This is a genomic window from Pseudoduganella danionis (assembly GCF_009720775.1).
GTDB lineage: Bacteria > Pseudomonadota > Gammaproteobacteria > Burkholderiales > Burkholderiaceae_D > Rugamonas > Rugamonas danionis.
Map to the genome: position 1 here is coordinate 1,154,478 of NZ_WNKW01000001.1, position 17,494 is coordinate 1,171,971.

At 59.2% G+C, this 17,494-nt stretch carries 15 protein-coding genes; 13 read left to right on the forward strand and 2 right to left on the reverse strand.

The features are described 5' to 3' along the window. Window position 1 precedes the first annotated feature (1 nt). The 5 genes from sdhA to GM655_RS04950 all read left to right on the forward strand — a co-directional run bounded on the left by sdhA (window position 2) and on the right by GM655_RS04950 (window position 6,481). Window positions 2-1,780, forward strand: a complete 1,779-nt coding sequence (gene sdhA / locus GM655_RS04930) for a succinate dehydrogenase flavoprotein subunit (RefSeq protein ID WP_371866705.1) — start codon at window positions 2-4, stop codon at window positions 1,778-1,780. A gap of 11 nt (window positions 1,781-1,791) precedes the next feature. Then, window positions 1,792-2,502, forward strand: a complete 711-nt coding sequence (locus GM655_RS04935; RefSeq protein ID WP_155433468.1) for a succinate dehydrogenase iron-sulfur subunit — start codon at window positions 1,792-1,794, stop codon at window positions 2,500-2,502. A gap of 59 nt (window positions 2,503-2,561) precedes the next feature. After that, window positions 2,562-2,843 (forward strand): FAD assembly factor SdhE, encoded by a 282-nt coding sequence (locus GM655_RS04940; RefSeq protein ID WP_155433469.1) that lies wholly within the window; start codon window positions 2,562-2,564, stop codon window positions 2,841-2,843. Window positions 2,844-2,935: 92 nt separating this feature from the next. Beyond that, window positions 2,936-4,237 (forward strand): citrate synthase, encoded by a 1,302-nt coding sequence (gltA, locus tag GM655_RS04945; RefSeq protein WP_155433470.1) that lies wholly within the window; start codon window positions 2,936-2,938, stop codon window positions 4,235-4,237. A 222-nt stretch (window positions 4,238-4,459) separates the two neighbouring features. After that, window positions 4,460-6,481 carry a methyl-accepting chemotaxis protein gene (locus tag GM655_RS04950; RefSeq protein WP_155433471.1) on the forward strand — a complete coding sequence of 674 codons (2,022 nt, stop codon included), beginning with the start codon at window positions 4,460-4,462 and terminating at the stop codon, window positions 6,479-6,481. Window positions 6,482-6,528: 47 nt separating this feature from the next. On the opposite strand, the gene GM655_RS04955 is transcribed toward GM655_RS04950, so the two are convergent. After that, window positions 6,529-6,906: a BlaI/MecI/CopY family transcriptional regulator gene (locus GM655_RS04955; protein WP_155433472.1), complete on the reverse strand. Its 378-nt coding sequence runs from the start codon at window positions 6,904-6,906 to the stop codon at window positions 6,529-6,531. Window positions 6,907-7,014: 108 nt separating this feature from the next. Further along, window positions 7,015-7,887, reverse strand: a complete 873-nt coding sequence (locus tag GM655_RS04960; protein WP_155433473.1) for an MBL fold metallo-hydrolase — start codon at window positions 7,885-7,887, stop codon at window positions 7,015-7,017. A gap of 104 nt (window positions 7,888-7,991) precedes the next feature. Here GM655_RS04960 and GM655_RS04965 point away from each other — a divergent pair, with 104 nt between their 5' ends. The 8 genes from GM655_RS04965 (at window position 7,992) to GM655_RS05000 (ending at window position 17,484) form a co-directional block, all read left to right on the forward strand. Beyond that, window positions 7,992-8,960 carry a LysR family transcriptional regulator gene (locus GM655_RS04965; RefSeq protein WP_155433474.1) on the forward strand — a complete coding sequence of 323 codons (969 nt, stop codon included), beginning with the start codon at window positions 7,992-7,994 and terminating at the stop codon, window positions 8,958-8,960. Between the two features lie 271 nt (window positions 8,961-9,231). Next, entirely contained in the window at window positions 9,232-12,087 is a 2,856-nt protein-coding gene (locus GM655_RS04970; RefSeq protein ID WP_155433475.1) for a 2-oxoglutarate dehydrogenase E1 component, read from the forward strand. Window positions 12,088-12,195: 108 nt separating this feature from the next. After that, window positions 12,196-13,449 (forward strand): 2-oxoglutarate dehydrogenase complex dihydrolipoyllysine-residue succinyltransferase, encoded by a 1,254-nt coding sequence (gene odhB / locus GM655_RS04975; protein ID WP_155433476.1) that lies wholly within the window; start codon window positions 12,196-12,198, stop codon window positions 13,447-13,449. 54 nt (window positions 13,450-13,503) lie between these two features. Then, on the forward strand, window positions 13,504-13,830 hold the full coding sequence (locus tag GM655_RS04980) for a PspC domain-containing protein (RefSeq protein ID WP_155433477.1): 327 nt from the start codon (window positions 13,504-13,506) through the stop codon (window positions 13,828-13,830). Window positions 13,831-13,833: 3 nt separating this feature from the next. After that, window positions 13,834-15,264: a dihydrolipoyl dehydrogenase gene (lpdA, locus tag GM655_RS04985; RefSeq protein WP_155433478.1), complete on the forward strand. Its 1,431-nt coding sequence runs from the start codon at window positions 13,834-13,836 to the stop codon at window positions 15,262-15,264. A gap of 72 nt (window positions 15,265-15,336) precedes the next feature. Next, the gene (zapE, locus tag GM655_RS04990; protein ID WP_155433479.1) at window positions 15,337-16,434 is read left to right on the forward strand and encodes a cell division protein ZapE; all 1,098 of its coding nucleotides are present in this window, start codon (window positions 15,337-15,339) and stop codon (window positions 16,432-16,434) included. Between the two features lie 21 nt (window positions 16,435-16,455). After that, the gene (locus GM655_RS04995; RefSeq protein ID WP_196308703.1) at window positions 16,456-17,133 is read left to right on the forward strand and encodes a hypothetical protein; all 678 of its coding nucleotides are present in this window, start codon (window positions 16,456-16,458) and stop codon (window positions 17,131-17,133) included. 150 nt (window positions 17,134-17,283) lie between these two features. Continuing rightward, window positions 17,284-17,484, forward strand: coding sequence for a YdcH family protein (locus GM655_RS05000; protein WP_155433481.1), 201 nt, complete (start codon window positions 17,284-17,286; stop codon window positions 17,482-17,484). Window positions 17,485-17,494 lie beyond the last annotated feature (10 nt).

The following is a 17,494-nucleotide window of genomic DNA, read 5'->3' on the forward strand; positions in this document are numbered from 1 at the left end:
CGTGGCAGCTATCAAATCTGCAATCCCTACCCGCCGCTTTGATGCGGTAATCGTCGGCGCCGGCGGCTCCGGCATGCGTGCATCGCTGCAACTGGCTGAAGCCGGTCTGAACGTCGCGGTGCTGTCGAAAGTTTTCCCTACCCGTTCCCACACCGTGGCAGCGCAGGGCGGTATCGGCGCCTCGCTGGGCAATATGGCCGAAGACAACTGGTTCTGGCATATGTTCGACACCGTCAAAGGTGGCGACTATCTGGGCGACCAGGACGCAATCGAATTCATGTGCCGCGAAGCACCGAAGGTCGTGTACGAACTGGAACACTTCGGTATGCCTTTCGACCGTAATCCGGACGGCACCATCTACCAGCGTCCATTCGGCGGCCACACCGCCAACTTCGGCGAAAAAGCCGTACAGCGTGCTTGCGCTGCTGCCGACCGTACCGGTCACGCACTGCTGCACACCCTGTATCAGCGCAACGTGCGTGCCCGTACCCACTTCTTCGTTGAGTGGATGGCACTGGACCTGATCCGTGACGCCGAAGGCGACGTGGTCGGCGTGGTTGCACTGGAAATGGAAACCGGCGAATGCATGATTCTGGAAGCTAAGACCACCATCTTCGCTACCGGCGGTGCTGGCCGTATCTTCGCTGCATCGACCAATGCCTTCATCAACACCGGCGACGGTATGGGTATGGCCGCACGTGCCGGCCTGCCGCTGCAGGACATGGAATTCTGGCAGTTCCACCCGACCGGCGTGTCCGGCGCGGGCGTGCTGATCACCGAAGGTGTACGTGGTGAAGGCGGTATCCTGATCAACTCCGAAGGCGAACGTTTCATGGAGCGCTATGCGCCGACGCTGAAGGATCTGGCACCACGCGACTTCGTTTCGCGCTCGATGGACCAGGAGATCAAGGAAGGTCGCGGCTGCGGTCCGAACAAGGATCACGTGATGCTGGATCTGCGTCACATCGGCGCCGACACCATCCAGAAGCGTCTGCCTTCGATTCTGGAAATCGGCCACAAGTTCGCCAACGTCGACGCCACCAAAGAGCCGATTCCGGTCGTACCAACCATCCACTACCAGATGGGCGGTATTCCAACCAACATCCACGGTCAGGTGGTCACGCCGAACGGCGACGGCACCCAGAAAGTGGTCAACGGCCTGTACGCAATCGGCGAATGCGCCTGCGTATCGGTGCACGGCGCCAACCGTCTGGGCACCAACTCGCTGCTCGACCTGGTGGTATTCGGCCGCGCGGCCGGTAACCACGTGGTGGCACAGAACCTCAAGCAGAAGGAAAACAAACCGCTGCCTAAGGATGCTGCCGACTTCGCAATGAACCGTCTGAACAAGCTGGAAACCTCGAACGGCGGCGAAAAAGTGCAGGGCGTTGCCAACGACATCCGCGCCACCATGCAGAAATACTGCGGCGTGTTCCGTACCGACGACATGCTGAACAAGGGCGTGGAAGAGATCATGAAGCTGGACGAGCGTCGCAAGCACGTATCGTTCAAGGACAAGTCGAAAGTGTTCAACACCGCCCGCGTGGAAGCGCTGGAACTGGACAACCTGATCGAAACTGCCAAAGCCACCATCGTCTCGGCCGCAGCTCGCAAGGAATCGCGTGGCGCCCACGCCCATAACGATTTCCCGCAGCGTGACGACGACAACTGGATGAAACACACCCTGTGGTACTCGGCGGACAACCGTCTGGAATACAAGGCAGTCGTGACCAAGCCGCTGACGGTCGACACCTTCAAACCGAAACCACGTACTTTCTAAGAGCTAAGAACATGGCACGCACTCTCAAACTGAAAATTTATCGTTACGATCCCGATCAGGACGCCAAGCCTTACATGCAGGACGTGACGGTCGAACTGAAAGACACCGACAAGATGCTGCTGGACGCACTGCAGCGTATCAAGTCCGACGTGGATGATTCGCTGGCCCTGCGCCGCTCGTGCCGCGAAGGCGTGTGCGGTTCGGACGCCATGAACATCAATGGCAAAAACGGTCTGGCCTGCACCACCAACCTGAACGAGCTGACCGAGCCTATCGTGCTGCGTCCGCTGCCAGGTCTGCCAGTGATCCGCGATCTGATCGTCGACATGACCCAGTTCTTCAAGCAGTACGACTCGGTCAAGCCTTACCTGATCAACGATTCCATCCGCCCTGAAAAAGAGCGTCTGCAATCGCCAGCCCAGCGCGAAGAGCTGGACGGTCTGTACGAGTGCATTCTGTGCGCTTGCTGCTCGACCTCCTGCCCGTCGTTCTGGTGGAATCCGGACAAGTTCGTCGGTCCTGCCGGCCTGCTGCAAGCCTACCGCTTCATCGCCGACTCGCGCGACGAAGCCACCGGCGCCCGTCTGGATAACCTGGAAGATCCATATCGTCTGTTCCGCTGCCACTCGATCATGAACTGCGTCGACGTTTGCCCTAAAGGTCTGAACCCGAACAAGGCAATCGGCAAGATCAAGGAACTGATGGTCCGTCGCGCCATCTGATGCACCACACGGGCGGTGTTGTGTAGGCAAACCGCCCGTTTTTGTAAAGTAGCCGCACCATGACTGCAACGAATACCGCTGCGCACCAGTCTGACCCGGCCAACCGCGCGCGCCTGCGCTGGCGCGCCCGCCGAGGACTGCTGGAAAACGACATCATCCTGACCCGTTTTCTCGATGCGCATGAAACCGAATTGACCGACGAGGAAGTCGACGCCCTGACGCGTTTGCTGGATCTGTCGGACAATGCCCTGATGGATCTGATACTGGCCCGCAAGGAGCCTGACGGCGACATCGATCTGCCCCAGGTACACGCCTTGCTGGCGCGTCTGCGACTGGCTTAAGCCGTCAGGCGACTGGCTTAGGCCGCTAGCAATATCGCCGCATTACCAGGTTTTTTTTACTTTTGTCTCACCTCTCCAAGAAGGAAGAGTTCATGAACACCTCTGATAACAAAGCCACACTGTCGTTCTCCGATGGCAGCCCATCGGTCGATTTCCCGATCTACAAAGGGACCGTTGGTCCGGACGTGATCGACATCCGTAAACTGTATGCCGGCACCGGCAAGTTCACCTACGATCCAGGCTTCATGTCGACCGCGGCATGTAATTCCTCGATCACCTACATCGACGGTGACAAGGGCGAGCTGCTGTATCGCGGCTACCCGATCGAACAACTGGCCGTGAACGCTGACTTCATGGAATCGTGCTACCTGCTGCTGAACGGCGAACTGCCGAACGCCGAACAGAAAGCCACCTTCGTCGACACCGTGACCAAGCACACCATGGTGCACGAGCAGATGCAGTTCTTCTTCCGCGGCTTCCGTCGTGACGCGCACCCGATGTCGGTACTGGTTGGTACCGTCGGCGCGCTGGCTTCGTTCTACCACGATTCGCTCGACATCAACGATGCCAAGCACCGTGAAGTATCGGCTATCCGCCTGATCGCCAAAATGCCTACCCTGGTAGCGATGGCTTACAAATACTCGATCGGCCAGCCGTTCGTGTACCCACGCAATGACCTGTCGTACAGCGCCAACTTCATGCGCATGATGTTCGGCAACCCATGCGAAGAATACAAAGTCAACGACGTGCTGGTGCGCGCGCTGGACCGTATCCTGATCCTGCACGCAGACCACGAGCAGAATGCTTCGACCTCGACCGTGCGTCTGGCCGGTTCGTCGGGCGCCAACCCGTTCGCCTGTATCGCTGCCGGTATCGCCTGCCTGTGGGGCCCTGCCCACGGTGGTGCTAACGAAGCGGCACTGAACATGCTGAAAGAAATCGGCACCGTCGAGAACATTCCTGCCTTCATCGCTCAGGTGAAAGACAAGAACTCGGGCGTGAAGCTGATGGGCTTCGGTCACCGCGTCTACAAAAACTTCGACCCACGCGCCAAACTGATGCGTGAAACCTGCTACGAAGTGCTGGAAGAGCTGGGCCTGCAAGACGACCCACTGTTCAAGCTGGCCATGGAACTGGAAAAGATTGCACTGAACGACGAATACTTCGTTTCGCGCAAACTGTACCCGAACGTGGACTTCTACTCGGGCATCGTACAGTCGGCACTGGGCATTCCAGTTTCGCTGTTCACCGGTATCTTCGCCATGGCCCGTACCATCGGCTGGATCGCCCAGTGGAACGAAATGATCGCCGACCCAGAACAGAAAATCGGCCGTCCACGCCAGCTGTTCGTGGGTTCGACCACGCGCGAAGTCAAGCCTCTGGACCAGCGTTAATCCGCTGTCTCAGGCACAAAAAAAAGCGGGCTGCGGCCCGCTTTTTTTTTCGTCTGCCGTGCTGCGCAGGCGCCGTCTTTCATAGAGAAAAATTGCCCGTCGGATACAAAATCCAAATTTGTGTTAAAGTGATCCACATCAAGAAATGCCCTGAATAGGCCGGAACTAAGTCAATTAGTTGCCGGCTTTTCATTTTTTTGCTTCATTGATCATTTGCACAACATGAGCCTAACAATAACAAACCTCAAAAACCTTAACGTCGGTAGCAAGATTACCGTTTTCACTTTCGGCCTGCTCAGCGCCATGCTGGCCATCATACTGAGCTTGATTAACCTGAGTACGGCGCGCATGCTGGAACAGCGGGCGCAGGCCAATGTGGCCGATACCCTGAACGGCATCAGCAATACCGTCGAGGTGTTTCACAGTGCCATGACGGACGAAGCTTCGCGCTTTGCCCGCATCTTCGCCAGCCATTTCGCCCAGGGCCAGTTCACGCTGGATGCGGCCAGCACCGTCGAGATCGCTGGCAAGCCTACGCCCACCTTGCAGTTTGCCGGCAAGACGCTGAATATGGATTTCAGCCTGCCTGACAAATTTACGGCCGACACGGGTGTAGTGGCCACCATCTTCGCTGCACAGGGCGAGGATTTCGTGCGCGTGAGCACGTCGCTGAAGAAGGAAAACGGCGAGCGCGCCGTCGGCACCCAGCTCGATCACAGCCACCCGAGCTACCCTTTGCTGCGCGCGGGGAATAGCTACAGCGGTCTGGCCACGCTGTTCGGCAAGCAGTACATCACCCAGTACGATCCCGTTAAAGATAGCAGTGGTAAGGTGATCGGCGTGCTGTTTATCGGCCTGGATATCGGCCATAACCTGAATATGCTTAAGGCCAAGATCAAGCAGATCAGAATAGGCGAGAGCGGCTATGTCTACGTGATCAATGCGGCAGCGGGCAAGAAGCAGGGTGAGGAACTGATACACCCGACGCTGGAAGGCCAGAACGTGCTGGAACTGCAGACCCATGACGGACGCTATTTCATCAAAGAGATGCTGGCTGCCAAAACCGGTTCGATCACCTATCCGTGGGCCGAGAAGGAGGGCGCGGCGCCACGCGAGAAAATGATTAGCTTCAATACCTTCGGCCCGTGGAACTGGCTGATCGCGGGCGGCACCTACACGGAGGAAATCACGCGCGAGGCCCAGCAGTTGCGCAATCACTATGCGCTGATCGGCGTGGTAGCGCTGCTCGTGTTTGCCGTCATGCTGTACCTGCTGGTGCGCACGGTGGTGACGCGTCCGCTGGCACTGGCTGAACAGGCGGCCGGGCAGATCGCTGCCGGTGATCTGAATGTACATCTGGTGGTGCAGAATCAGGATGAAATTGGCAAGCTGCTGGGCGCGCTGAACGGCATCAGCCAGAACCTGTCGGCCGTGGTGGGGCAGGTACGTCAGGGCGCCGAGCAGGTGACGTCGGCTTCGGCCGAAATTGCGGCCGGCAACCTCGATCTGTCGCAGCGCACGGAAGCGCAGGCTTCGCGGCTGGAGAAAACTGCGCAGTCGATGGAACATCTGAGCAATGCCGTGAACCAGAATGCTGATAATGCGGGCGAAGCCAAGCAGATGGCAGTGGCCGCTTCGCAAATCGCTGTTCAGGGTGGCGAGGTGGTGGCTCAGGTGGTGGAAACCATGGGGTCGATCACGGCTTCGTCGCGCAAGATTGCCGATATCATCAGCGTGATCGACGGCATCGCTTTCCAGACCAATATTCTCGCGCTCAACGCTGCCGTGGAAGCGGCGCGCGCGGGCGAGCAGGGGCGCGGCTTTGCCGTGGTGGCCAGCGAAGTGCGTAATCTGGCCCAGCGCTCGGCCGCCGCTGCCAAGGAAATCAAGGCGCTGATTGAGGATTCGGTGGGCAAGGTGGAAGTGGGCAGCACCCAGGTGGCGGCAGCCGGTGCCACCATGGCGCAGGTAGTGCAGAGTGTGCGCCGCGTGACCGATATCATGGCAGCCATCAGCAATGCCAGCGACGAGCAGCGCGGCGGCATCCGCGAAGTGCATGAGGCGATTGCCGAAATGGATCAGGTCACCCAGCAGAATGCCGCGCTGGTGGAAGAAGCGGCGGCTGCGGCCCATGCGCTGCAGGACCAGTCGCACGCGCTGGAAGATGTGGTGCGCATCTTCCGTATCGATGCGCGGGACCGTGCAGTGCGCCGTTCGGCGCAACACTACCTCGCACTCAAATAAATCAGCGGGGCCGGCGCGCGCTAAAGGCGGCGTGCTGCAGGTCCGGCCTAGCTGTCCTGATCGAGCAGGGCCTGTATCTCGGCCCTTTCCTTCTTGCTCACATGGCCGCCACGCAGGGCGGCCAGCACCAGCGCCTTGCCGGAACCGGCAAAGGCTTTCTGTATCAGTTCCTTCAGCAGATTGGTCTGCAGCGCATCCTGCGCCTGGGCTGGCGCATAGACGTGGGCGCGTTGGCTTTCGTCACGGCTCAGGATGCCTTTGCTGTGCATTACTTGCAGCAGACGCAGCACGGTGGCGTAGTTCATGTCGGGCCGGCTGGCCAGTGCTGCCTGATGGACCTGCTTGGCCGTGGCCGGGCCGCTGGCCCATAGCAGGCGCAGCATTTCCAGTTCGGCAGGCGTGGGTTTGGTGACGGGTGTGTTCATGGGGCGCATTTTTTTAGACTATGCATCTAGATTAAAATATCTAGATGCATTTGTCTAGTTGCGCAGCGGGGCGTAAGTGCCCCCTCTGGTTCGCTCAGCGTGGCTGGCTTACCACTTCATTTCGCCTTTGGCGACCTTGGCGCTGGTGTCCAGTGCCGCTTTCAGGCCCGCTTGCGGATACAGTTGCTGCATGCGGGCGATCAGGTCGGCCGAGTTGGCGGCCGCTGCTGTTTCCGCTTCAAACTTCACCAGATAGTCGCGGGTAAAGCCTATGCTGGCGGGCGTCAGCGCGCTGCCTACTTTGTAGTGCCCCGGCACCACAGTACTGGGCTGCAGGGCGGCGATGCCGTCCAGCGTGGCCAGCCATTGCTGGCGTGCGGCCAGCGTCTGGGTGTCAGCCGTCCAGACGTGCAGGTCGTTGAAGACCACCACGCCGCCGGCTACGGTTTTGATGGAGGGAATCCACACATAGCTGCGCTCCGGTGCCGCGCCTTGCAGGCCGGCGATCTGCAAGGTTTCGCCTTCCAGTTCGATGCGGTCACCCTGCAGCACCTGCGGCACGATGATGCTGTGCGGTGCATTGTGTTTCAGGATAGGGCCCCAGTACGCCACTTTGGCATCCTTTTTCTTTTCGATCGCGGCCACCGTGTAGGAGGTGGCGACGATTTTCGCTTCAGGGAAGGCCGCGTGGATCACGTCGAGGCCGAAGTAGAAGTCCGGGTCGCCATGGCTGACGTAGACGGTAGTCAAGCGCTTGCCGCTGGCGCGGATCTGCTCGGCCAGTTTCAGCGCTTCGGCACGCGAGAACTGGGCGTCGATCAGTACCGCATCCTTGGTGCCGGAGACCAGCACGGAGGCAACGGGGAAGATGGCGGCTTCGCCCGGATTGAATACTTCCACTTTGAGCGGGGCGGCGCTGGCGCTGCCCAGGGTGGCGGCGAAGGCAGTGGCTAACAGGGTTTGCAGTGGTTGCTTGAGCATGATGGTCTTTCGTGTTGGGTGGGAATGACGTCATCTTAAATTGCTTGAAGCGGTAGAAAAACCGCGTATCATTCATCAATTAATTGCGTAAATCGGACGAATGTATGGACAGGATTACTGCCGCCAAGGTGTTTGTCAGCATTGCCGAGCGTGGCAGCATGATTGCTGCGGCGGATGCGCTGGCCATGTCGCGCGCCATGGTGACGCGCTATCTGGCCGAAATGGAGCAGTGGGCCGGTGCGCGCCTGCTGCACCGGAGCACGCGCCGCCTGAGCCTGACGGATGCCGGCACATTGACGCTGGCACGCTGCCGCAGCATGCTGGAATTGGCCGAGGACATGGCACTCGATAGCGTGGTGGAAGAGGGCGCGCCACGGGGCTTGCTGCGCATCAGTTGTTCGCAGTCGCTGGCGCAGGCTGTGCTGGCACCGGCCGTGACGGCTTTTCTGCAGCGCTATCCCCACACCACGGTGGATATGCAGATTAATAACCGTGCCGTAAATCTGGTCGAGCAGCGCATCGATTTGGCGCTGCGCATCACCAATGCGCTGGAGCCGAATCTGATTGCACGTCAGTTGGCCCAGTGCGATTCGGTGGTGTGCGCGGCGCCGGCCTATCTGGAGCGCCATGGCAGGCCGGGGCAGGTGGCCGATCTGGCGCGGCATAACTGCCTGACCTACAGCTATTTCGGCAAAAGCCTGTGGCAGTTCACGGATGCCCATGGCGAGAGCGTGTCCGTGCCCGTCAGCGGCAATCTGTCGGCCAATGAAGATACCAGCTTGCTGCGTGCCGCGCTGCATGGTGCCGGCATCGTGCTGCAACCCAGGTACAGCGTGATGGCGCTGATCGCGCGTGGCGAGCTGCTGCCCTTGCTTGAGTCATTCACGCCGCAACAGATGGGTATTCATGCTATTTATACTTCGCGCCAGCATATGCCGGCCGCCTTGCGTGCCATGCTGGATTTTCTGGTCGACTGGTTCCGTCATGATGCCGGTTGGCTGGCCCACACGCCAGCGTTGACAGGCTCGGGCCCGCGCCGTCTGCCGCGTAGCGGGCAGGTGGGGCAAGCTTAAAATAATGAAAACATTTCGTGCGTTTCAGCGCCTAGATATGTCATTTACACACTTAACGCCACATTAAACTGCAAGTTTTCATGGGTTTTTTCCGCACAAATGGTTGTTCGGATACAATACCGATGCTATCCTGAATGACCGATTTTGTAGTACCCGAAGAAATATAGCCCTTCCCCACAACTTGATGTGCAATCCGCTAACCGGTCAGGCCGTGTCGCGGAAGGTTAGATTAACCCGCTAATCTCGCGAAGCGCGAAGAAAGGTGAGCAATATGATGCAACAATATACGTCCAACTCCTACCTGTTTGGTGGGAACGCCCCGTACGTCGAAGAACTGTACGAAGCGTATCTCGACAATCCAGGTTCTGTGCCAGACAACTGGCGCGCCTATTTCGACGCCATGCAGCACGTACCGGCCGTCGATGGTTCCAATAAACCCGACGTCGCCCACGCCTCCGTGATCGCCTCTTTCGCCGAACGCGCGAAAGCTGGTCCTATCCGCACCGTGGTGGCTTCGGCCGACGCCGAAATGGGCCGCAAACGCGTGGCCGCTACCCAGCTGATCGCGGCTTACCGCTATCTGGGTTCGCGCTGGGCCAATCTGGACCCGCTGCAGCGTCAGGAGCGTCCTGCCATCCCTGAACTCGATCCTAGCTTCTACGGGTTCACCGATGCGGACATGGACACCGTATTCAACATCAGCAACACCTACTTCGGCCCAGAGACCGCGACCCTGCGCGACCTGCTGAACTTCCTGCGCGATACCTACACCCGTTCGATCGGCGCCGAGTTCATGTACATCTCCGACCCGGCCGAAAAACGCTGGCTGCAAGAGCGTCTGGAAGCGATCCGCTCGACGCCTAACTTCACCGCAGAGAAGAAGCAGCACATTCTGGAGCGCTTGACCGCTGCAGAAGGTCTGGAGCGTTATTTGCACACCAAGTATGTCGGTCAAAAGCGTTTCTCGCTGGAAGGCGGCGAAACCTTCATCGCTTCGATCGATGAAATCATCCAGCGCGCCGGCGAAAAAGGCGTGCAGGAAATCGTGATTGGTATGGCCCACCGTGGCCGTCTGAACGTCCTCGTGAACACCCTGGGCAAATCGCCTAAGGAACTGTTCGAAGAATTCGAAGGCAAGCATGGCGACGACCTGCCAGCCGGTGACGTGAAATACCACCAGGGCTTCTCGTCGGACATCTCGACCGCTGGCGGTCCTGTCCACCTGTCGCTGGCCTTCAACCCATCGCACCTGGAAATCGTCAACCCAGTGGTAGAAGGTTCCGTCAAAGCCCGTATGGATCGCCGCGGCGACCACGCCGGCAAGCAAGTGCTGCCGATTCTGGTACACGGCGACGCCGCTTTCGCTGGTCAGGGCGTAGTGATGGAAACCCTGAATCTGGCCCAGACCCGTGGTTACGGCACCGGCGGTACCGTGCACATCGTGATCAACAACCAGATCGGTTTCACCACCTCCGACCCGCGCGATGCGCGTTCCACTATCTACTGCTCCGACGTCGTCAAGATGATCGAAGCACCTGTACTGCACGTGAATGCCGACGATCCTGAAGCCGTGGTGCTGGCTTCGCAGATCGCGATGGACTACCGTCTGCAGTTCCAGAAAGATATCGTTGTCGACATCATCTGCTACCGCAAACTGGGCCACAACGAGCAAGATACCCCTGCACTGACCCAGCCGCTGATGTACAAGAAAATCGGCCAGCACCCAGGCACCCGCAAACTGTATGCGGACAAACTGGTTGCACAAGCTGTGATCCCTGCCGACGGCGGCGAAAAAATGCAATCGGCCTTCCGTGACGCCATGGACGCCGGCAAGCACACCGTTGATCCGGTCATCACCAACTTCAAGAACAAGTTCGCCGTTGACTGGCTGCCGTTCCTGAACCGCAAGTGGACCGACAGCGCCGATACCGCCGTGCCGATGACCGAACTGAAACGTCTGGCTGGCCGCATCACCACCGTACCGGAAAACTTCAAAGTCCACGCACTGGTCGAAAAAGTGCTGGCTGACCGCGCTGCCATGGGCCGCGGCGAGCTGAATCTGGACTGGGGTATGGGCGAACACCTGGGCTTCGCTTCGCTGGTCGCTTCCGGCTACGCTGTGCGTCTGACCGGTCAGGATGCTGGCCGTGGTACCTTCGTCCACCGTCACGCTGTGCTGCACGATCAGAACCGCGAGCGCTGGGATGCCGGCACCTATGTGCCACTGCAGAACATCGCCGAAGGTCAGGCACCATTCACCGTGATCGACTCCGTGCTGTCGGAAGAAGCGGTACTGGGCTTCGAATACGGCTACTCGACCGCAGAACCTAACACCCTGACTATCTGGGAAGCCCAGTTCGGCGATTTCGTCAACGGCGCTCAGGTAGTCATCGACCAGTTCATCAGCTCCGGCGAAGTGAAGTGGGGTCGTGCTTCGGGTCTGGTCATGATGCTGCCACACGGCTACGAAGGTCAGGGCCCAGAGCACTCGTCGGCTCGCCCAGAACGCTTCCTGCAGCTGTGCGCAGACAACAACATGCAAGTGGTCCAACCGACCACCGCATCGCAGATCTTCCACGTGCTGCGTCGCCAGATGGTGCGTCAGTTCCGCAAACCGCTGGTCATCCTCACGCCGAAATCGCTGCTGCGTAACAAGGATGCCGGCACGCCGCTGACCGAACTGGCCAAAGGCGCGTTCCAGACCGTGATCGGTGAAGTCGACGAGAAAATCGACGCCAAGAAAGTCAAACGCGTTATCGCCTGCTCGGGCAAGGTCTACTACGATCTGGTCAACGCACGCAAGACCCGCGGCCAGACCGATACCGCCATCATCCGTGTGGAACAGCTGTATCCATTCCCGCACAAATCGTTCGCTGCTGAACTGAAAAAGTTCCCGAACCTGGCGGAAGTGGTATGGGCACAGGACGAACCGCAGAATCAGGGCCCATGGTTCCAGATTCAGCACAACATCTTCGAGAGCATGGAAGCCGGTCAACGTCTGGCTTACGCCGGTCGCCCAGCGTCGGCATCGCCAGCCGTCGGCTACTACGACAAGCACTATGCCCAGCAAAAAGATCTGCTGGAAACGGCTTTCTCGAAGCTCAAAGGTTTCATCCTGACCAAATAAGCCCCATGGCGCCGTGCCCGATCCGGCATGGCGCCTGACTGAACCTATGACACAGGCGTGACCGCAAGCATGTAGCGGAGCGCCATTACAAAATATACGGAGTTATCCATGGCACAAATTCAAGTTAAAGTACCTCAACTGTCGGAATCGGTCGCAGAAGCGACCATGCTGACCTGGCACAAGAAAATCGGCGAAGCCGTTGCCCGCGACGAAAACCTGATCGACATCGAAACCGACAAAGTTGTGCTGGAACTGCCGGCACCAGCTGCTGGCGTGCTGGTTGAAATCATCAAAGGCGACGGTAGCACCGTGGTGGCTGACGAAGTCATCGCTGTGATCGACACCGAAGCTGCTGCCGGCGCAAGCGCTCCAGCTGCTGCCGCTGCTGCTCCAGCCGCCGCTCCTGCCGCTGCTGCTGCCCCAGCTGCTGCTACCGGTGGCAACAAAGGCGACGTGGCCATGCCAGCCGCTGCCAAGATCCTGTCGGAAAAAGGTCTGAGCGCTAGCGATGTTGCCGGTTCGGGCAAAGATGGCCGCGTCACCAAGGGCGACGCACTGGCTGCTTCGGCACCTGCTACCCCGGCCGTTGCTCCGCTGGCTGCGCCTGCCGCTAAACCAGCACTGCAACAAGTTGCTGCGCCTGCCGCTGCCAACCTGGGCGACCGTCCGGAAGAGCGCGTGCCTATGAGCCGTCTGCGTGCCCGTATCGCCGAGCGTCTGGTGCAATCGCAATCGACCAACGCGATTCTGACCACCTTCAACGAAGTCAACATGGCGCCAGTCATGGACCTGCGCAACAAGTACAAGGACAAGTTCGAGAAAGAGCACGGCGTCAAGCTGGGCTTCATGTCCTTCTTCGTTAAAGCTGCTGTGGCCGCTCTGAAGAAATACCCTATCCTGAATGCTTCGGTGGATGGCAACGACATCGTTTACCACGGCTACTTCGACATCGGTATCGCGGTAGGTTCGCCACGCGGTCTGGTGGTGCCTATCCTGCGCAATGCCGACCAGATGTCGATCGCTGACATCGAGAAGAAAATCGGCGAATTCGGCGCCAAGGCTAAAGAAGGCAAACTGACGCTGGACGACCTGACCGGCGGTACCTTCTCGATCTCGAACGGCGGTACCTTCGGTTCGATGCTGTCGACCCCGATCATCAACCCGCCACAATCGGCGATTCTGGGCGTGCACGCGACCAAAGATCGCGCTGTGGTCGAAAACGGCCAGATCGTAGTGCGTCCGATGAACTATCTGGCCATGTCCTACGACCACCGTATCATCGACGGTCGCGAAGCTGTGCTGGGTCTGGTAGCGATGAAAGAAGCGCTGGAAGATCCAGCTCGCCTGCTGCTGGAACTGTAATCACCGCTAGTGCGTTCCGGCCCCTGTGCCGGAACGCCATTCAGAGGAAGAACCATGAGCGTTTCCGAAGAAATCAAGCGTTTGCATGAACTGCACCAGTCCGGCGCCCTGTCGGATGCAGAGTTCGCTGCTGCCAAGGCCAAGCTGCTCAGCAGCGGTTCCTACGGTGGCGAACAGCTTTCCAACGACATCAGCAAGTTGCGCCGCTCTGTGAGCGACCGCTGGCTTGGTGGCGTGTGTGGCGGCCTCGGTCGCATCAGCGGCGTCGAGACCTGGATCTGGCGTCTGCTGTTCGTGCTGTTCGTACTGACCTTCGGCTTCGGTCTCGCGATTTACCTTCTGCTCTGGATCTTTGTGCCAGAAGAAGAAACGATAGGATAAACAATGAGCAAACAATTTGACGTAGTAGTCATCGGCGCCGGTCCCGGCGGTTATATCGCTGCCATCCGTGCAGCCCAACTGGGTTTCTCGGTCGCCTGCGTCGACGCATGGGAAAATGAAAAGGGCGGCCCTGCACCGGGCGGTACTTGCACCAACGTCGGTTGCATCCCTTCCAAAGCCCTGCTGCAATCGTCGGAACACTACGAGCACGCTGGCCATGCGTTCAAGGAACACGGTATCGATGTTGCCGGCCTGTCCCTGAACCTGCCGCAAATGCTGAAGCGCAAGAACACCGTCGTCAAACAGAACAATGACGGCATCCTGTTCCTGTTCAAGAAAAACAAAGTGACCTTCTTCCACGGCCGCGCCGCTTTCGCCGGCCCAGCTACGGCTGAAGGCTACCCGCTGGCGATCTCGGCACCTGCCAATGAAACCATCAGCGGCAAACAGGTGATCATCGCTACCGGTTCGAACGCACGCGAACTGCCGGGCGCCGCGTTTGACGAGAAGCTGATTCTGTCGAACACGGGTGCACTGGCCATCGACGCGGTTCCAGCCAAGCTGGGCGTGATTGGTGCGGGCGTAATCGGTCTGGAAATGGGCTCCGTATGGCGCCGTCTGGGCGCGGAAGTGACCGTGCTGGAAGGCCTGCCAGTATTCCTCGGCGCGGTTGACGAGCAGATCGCCAAAGAAGCGCAGAAGCTGTTCACCAAACAGGGTCTGTCCATCAATCTGGGCTGCAAGATCGGCGCCATCACCAAGGGCGACAACAACGTCACCGTGGCTTACGAAAACGCCAAGGGCGAAGCACAGACCGCCGTGTTCGACAAACTGATCGTCTCGATCGGCCGTACCCCGAACACCAATGGTCTGGGCGCTGACAAAGTCGGTCTGGCACTGGACGAGCGCGGCTTCGTCGCCGTCGACGGCGATTGCAAAACCAATCTGCCGGGCGTATGGGCAGTGGGCGACGTGGTACGTGGCCCGATGCTGGCGCACAAAGCGGAAGAAGAAGGCGTTGCCGTGGCCGAGCGTATCGCCGGTCAGCATGGTCACACCAACTTCGACACCATTCCTTGGGTGATTTACACCTCGCCGGAAATCGCCTGGGTAGGCAAAACCGAGCAGGCCCTGAAAGCTGCCGGCGTAGCGTACAAAGCCGGTACTTTCCCATTCCTGGCCAACGGCCGTGCACGCGCACTGGGCGATACCTCGGGTATGGTGAAATTCCTGGCCGATGCGACCACCGACGAAATCCTCGGCGTGCACATCATCGGACCTATGGCTTCGGAACTGATCTCGGAAGCTGTCGTGGCGATGGAATTCAAGGCATCGGCCGAAGACATCGCCCGTATCTGCCACGCTCACCCATCGCTGTCGGAAGCCACCAAAGAGGCTGCGCTGGCGATCGATAAGCGTACCCTGAACTTCTAAGCAATCCTCTAGCGGACTGCGGGCGGGCTGCGGTCCGCCCTTTTTCTTTTGCGCAGTACAGAACTGATCCTCATGAACGTCGAAGAGTTTTACCAGCATGCGCTTGAGCAGCGCAATTTCAAGGCCGATGCTGCCCAGCGCCGCGCCGTAGACCGTCTGCAAGTGTGCTATGACCAGTGGGTGGCCTACAAAGGCCAGCGCTCGAGCACGTTCAAACGCCTGATTAACCGGCCCGATGTGCCGCGCGGCGTCTACATGTGGGGCGGGGTAGGGCGCGGTAAGTCCTTCCTGATGGACAGTTTCTATTCGGTGGTGCCGGTGGTGCGCAAGACCCGCCTGCACTTCCACGAATTCATGCGCGGCGTGCACCGCCAGCTCGACGATCTGAAAGGCGTGGCCAATCCGCTCGACGAAGTGGCCAAGCGCGTGGCCAAAAAATACCGTCTGATCTGCTTCGATGAATTCCACATCTCCGATGTGGCCGATGCCATGATCATGTACAACCTGCTGAAGGCGCTGTTCGATAACGGCGTATCCTTCATCATGACGTCCAACTACGATCCGCAGTTGCTGTATCCGGACGGGCTGCACCGCGACCGCATCCTGCCGACTATCGCGCTGCTGTACGAAAAGCTCGATGTGATGAATATCGATGCCGGCATCGATTACCGTGGCCGCGCGCTGGAGCAGGTGGAGTCGTATTACACGCCGCTCAACGCCGCCACCGACGAAGCCTTGCGTAACGCGTTTGCGCGCGTGGCCGAAAGTGCCGACGAAGACCCGACCATCCGCATCGAAGCGCGCGAAATCCGCGCGCTGCGCCGGGCCGGCACCACCATCTGGTTCGATTTCAATACCCTGTGCGGCGGTCCCCGTTCGCAGAATGATTATCTGGAAATCGCCAGCCGTTTCCATACCGTGATATTGTCCGGCATACCGATGATGTCGGCGGCCATGTCGTCCGAGGCGCGCCGCTTTACCTGGCTGATCGATGTATTCTACGATCAGGGCGTGAAGCTGCTGATGTCGGCCGAAGTGGAGCCGGAACAGCTATACACTACCGGTACACTGGCGAACGAATTCCACCGCACTGTCTCGCGTATCGTCGAGATGCAGTCGCAGGAATATATGGATAAGGAACAGCGCGCGGCTGCCGCAGCGCTGGCCTAGTTTTTTAGGAAGTCTATGGTGATGGCAAGTAAATGGAAGGCGCAGCTAGTTGCGCTGCTGGGGCTGGGTCTGCTGCTGGCATTGCCGGCACAGGCGGACTATGGTGCTGCGCGCTGGCCGAAAGTGCAGTCGGTCGAGCAGGCCAATGTCACGCTGCGTCAGGTCGAGCAGGAACGTGCGCTGGTGCAGGACCAGTTTGCGGAAGCGGAACGGGTCTGCTATGGCCGCTTCTTCGTCAACGCCTGCCTGAGCGACGCCAAGGAAGTGCGGCGCAAGGCGCTGGCCGTGCTGCGTGCCGCCGAAGTCGATGCCGAACATTTCAAGCGGGCTGACTCGGTAGAAAAGCGCGATGCCGAGCTGGCCGAACGGGCGCGCAAGGATGCGGAAGAAGAAGCCCAGCATGCGGCGCAGCCACCCAAGGCGCCGAAAGTCGTGGACGATACGCCACGCCCGCCGCCAGTGGCCGGGCCAGTGGTGGACCGCGAAGCCCGCCATGCGGAAAAGCTGAAAAAGCTGGAAGCGCAGGATGCGGCCAATGCGGGCAAGCGGGCGGAAAACGTGGTGAATTTCGAGCGCAAGCAGCAGGAGTCGCAGCGCCGTCAGGCTGAAGTGGCGCGCAAGAAAGCTGAAAACGAGGCCAAACAGGCTGCCAAGGCCGAAGCGGAACAGCGCAAGGCGGAAGCGGCCAAGCGACAGTAAGACGCGGCGCCGACTGCGGCAAGAAAGTGACGCAAAGCAGCAACTATTTGGCTGGGCGGCGCCGGTAGATTAAACTACGTGTAGCGTCACAGTTGTTAAGCAGTACTCCTTGTTTCAGTGAAACTTTTGTGTGGGTAGAGACCGAGAATTATGGCTGATGTAATTGATATCCAGCGTCGTCTGATAGAACTCGACGTTGAACACCGCGATCTGGATGCTGTCATCAACATGCTGACGCTCGATGGTCATCATGACCAACTGCAGTTGCGCCGCCTCAAAAAGCGCAAGCTGCAACTGAAAGACCATATCACTCTGCTCAAGATGCAACTGGTGCCGGATGTTCCGGCCTGAGTTGCGCGCC

Bases quoted from the DNA above. Each gene is read 5' to 3' on its own strand.
- lpdA (WP_155433478.1), top strand. From the start codon at position 13,834: ATGAGCAAACAATTTGACGTAGTAGTCATCGGCGCCGGTCCCGGCGGT.
- GM655_RS05000 (WP_155433481.1), top strand. From the start codon at position 17,284: ATGGCTGATGTAATTGATATCCAGCGTCGTCTGATAGAACTCGACGTT.
- GM655_RS04950 (WP_155433471.1), top strand. From the start codon at position 4,460: ATGAGCCTAACAATAACAAACCTCAAAAACCTTAACGTCGGTAGCAAG.
- GM655_RS04970 (WP_155433475.1), top strand. From the start codon at position 9,232: ATGATGCAACAATATACGTCCAACTCCTACCTGTTTGGTGGGAACGCC.
- GM655_RS04960 (WP_155433473.1), bottom strand. From the start codon at position 7,887: ATGCTCAAGCAACCACTGCAAACCCTGTTAGCCACTGCCTTCGCCGCC.
- GM655_RS04955 (WP_155433472.1), bottom strand. From the start codon at position 6,906: ATGAACACACCCGTCACCAAACCCACGCCTGCCGAACTGGAAATGCTG.
- GM655_RS04980 (WP_155433477.1), top strand. From the start codon at position 13,504: ATGAGCGTTTCCGAAGAAATCAAGCGTTTGCATGAACTGCACCAGTCC.
- GM655_RS04995 (WP_196308703.1), top strand. From the start codon at position 16,456: ATGGCAAGTAAATGGAAGGCGCAGCTAGTTGCGCTGCTGGGGCTGGGT.
- GM655_RS04935 (WP_155433468.1), top strand. From the start codon at position 1,792: ATGGCACGCACTCTCAAACTGAAAATTTATCGTTACGATCCCGATCAG.
- odhB (WP_155433476.1), top strand. From the start codon at position 12,196: ATGGCACAAATTCAAGTTAAAGTACCTCAACTGTCGGAATCGGTCGCA.
- GM655_RS04940 (WP_155433469.1), top strand. From the start codon at position 2,562: ATGACTGCAACGAATACCGCTGCGCACCAGTCTGACCCGGCCAACCGC.
- zapE (WP_155433479.1), top strand. From the start codon at position 15,337: ATGAACGTCGAAGAGTTTTACCAGCATGCGCTTGAGCAGCGCAATTTC.
- gltA (WP_155433470.1), top strand. From the start codon at position 2,936: ATGAACACCTCTGATAACAAAGCCACACTGTCGTTCTCCGATGGCAGC.
- GM655_RS04965 (WP_155433474.1), top strand. From the start codon at position 7,992: ATGGACAGGATTACTGCCGCCAAGGTGTTTGTCAGCATTGCCGAGCGT.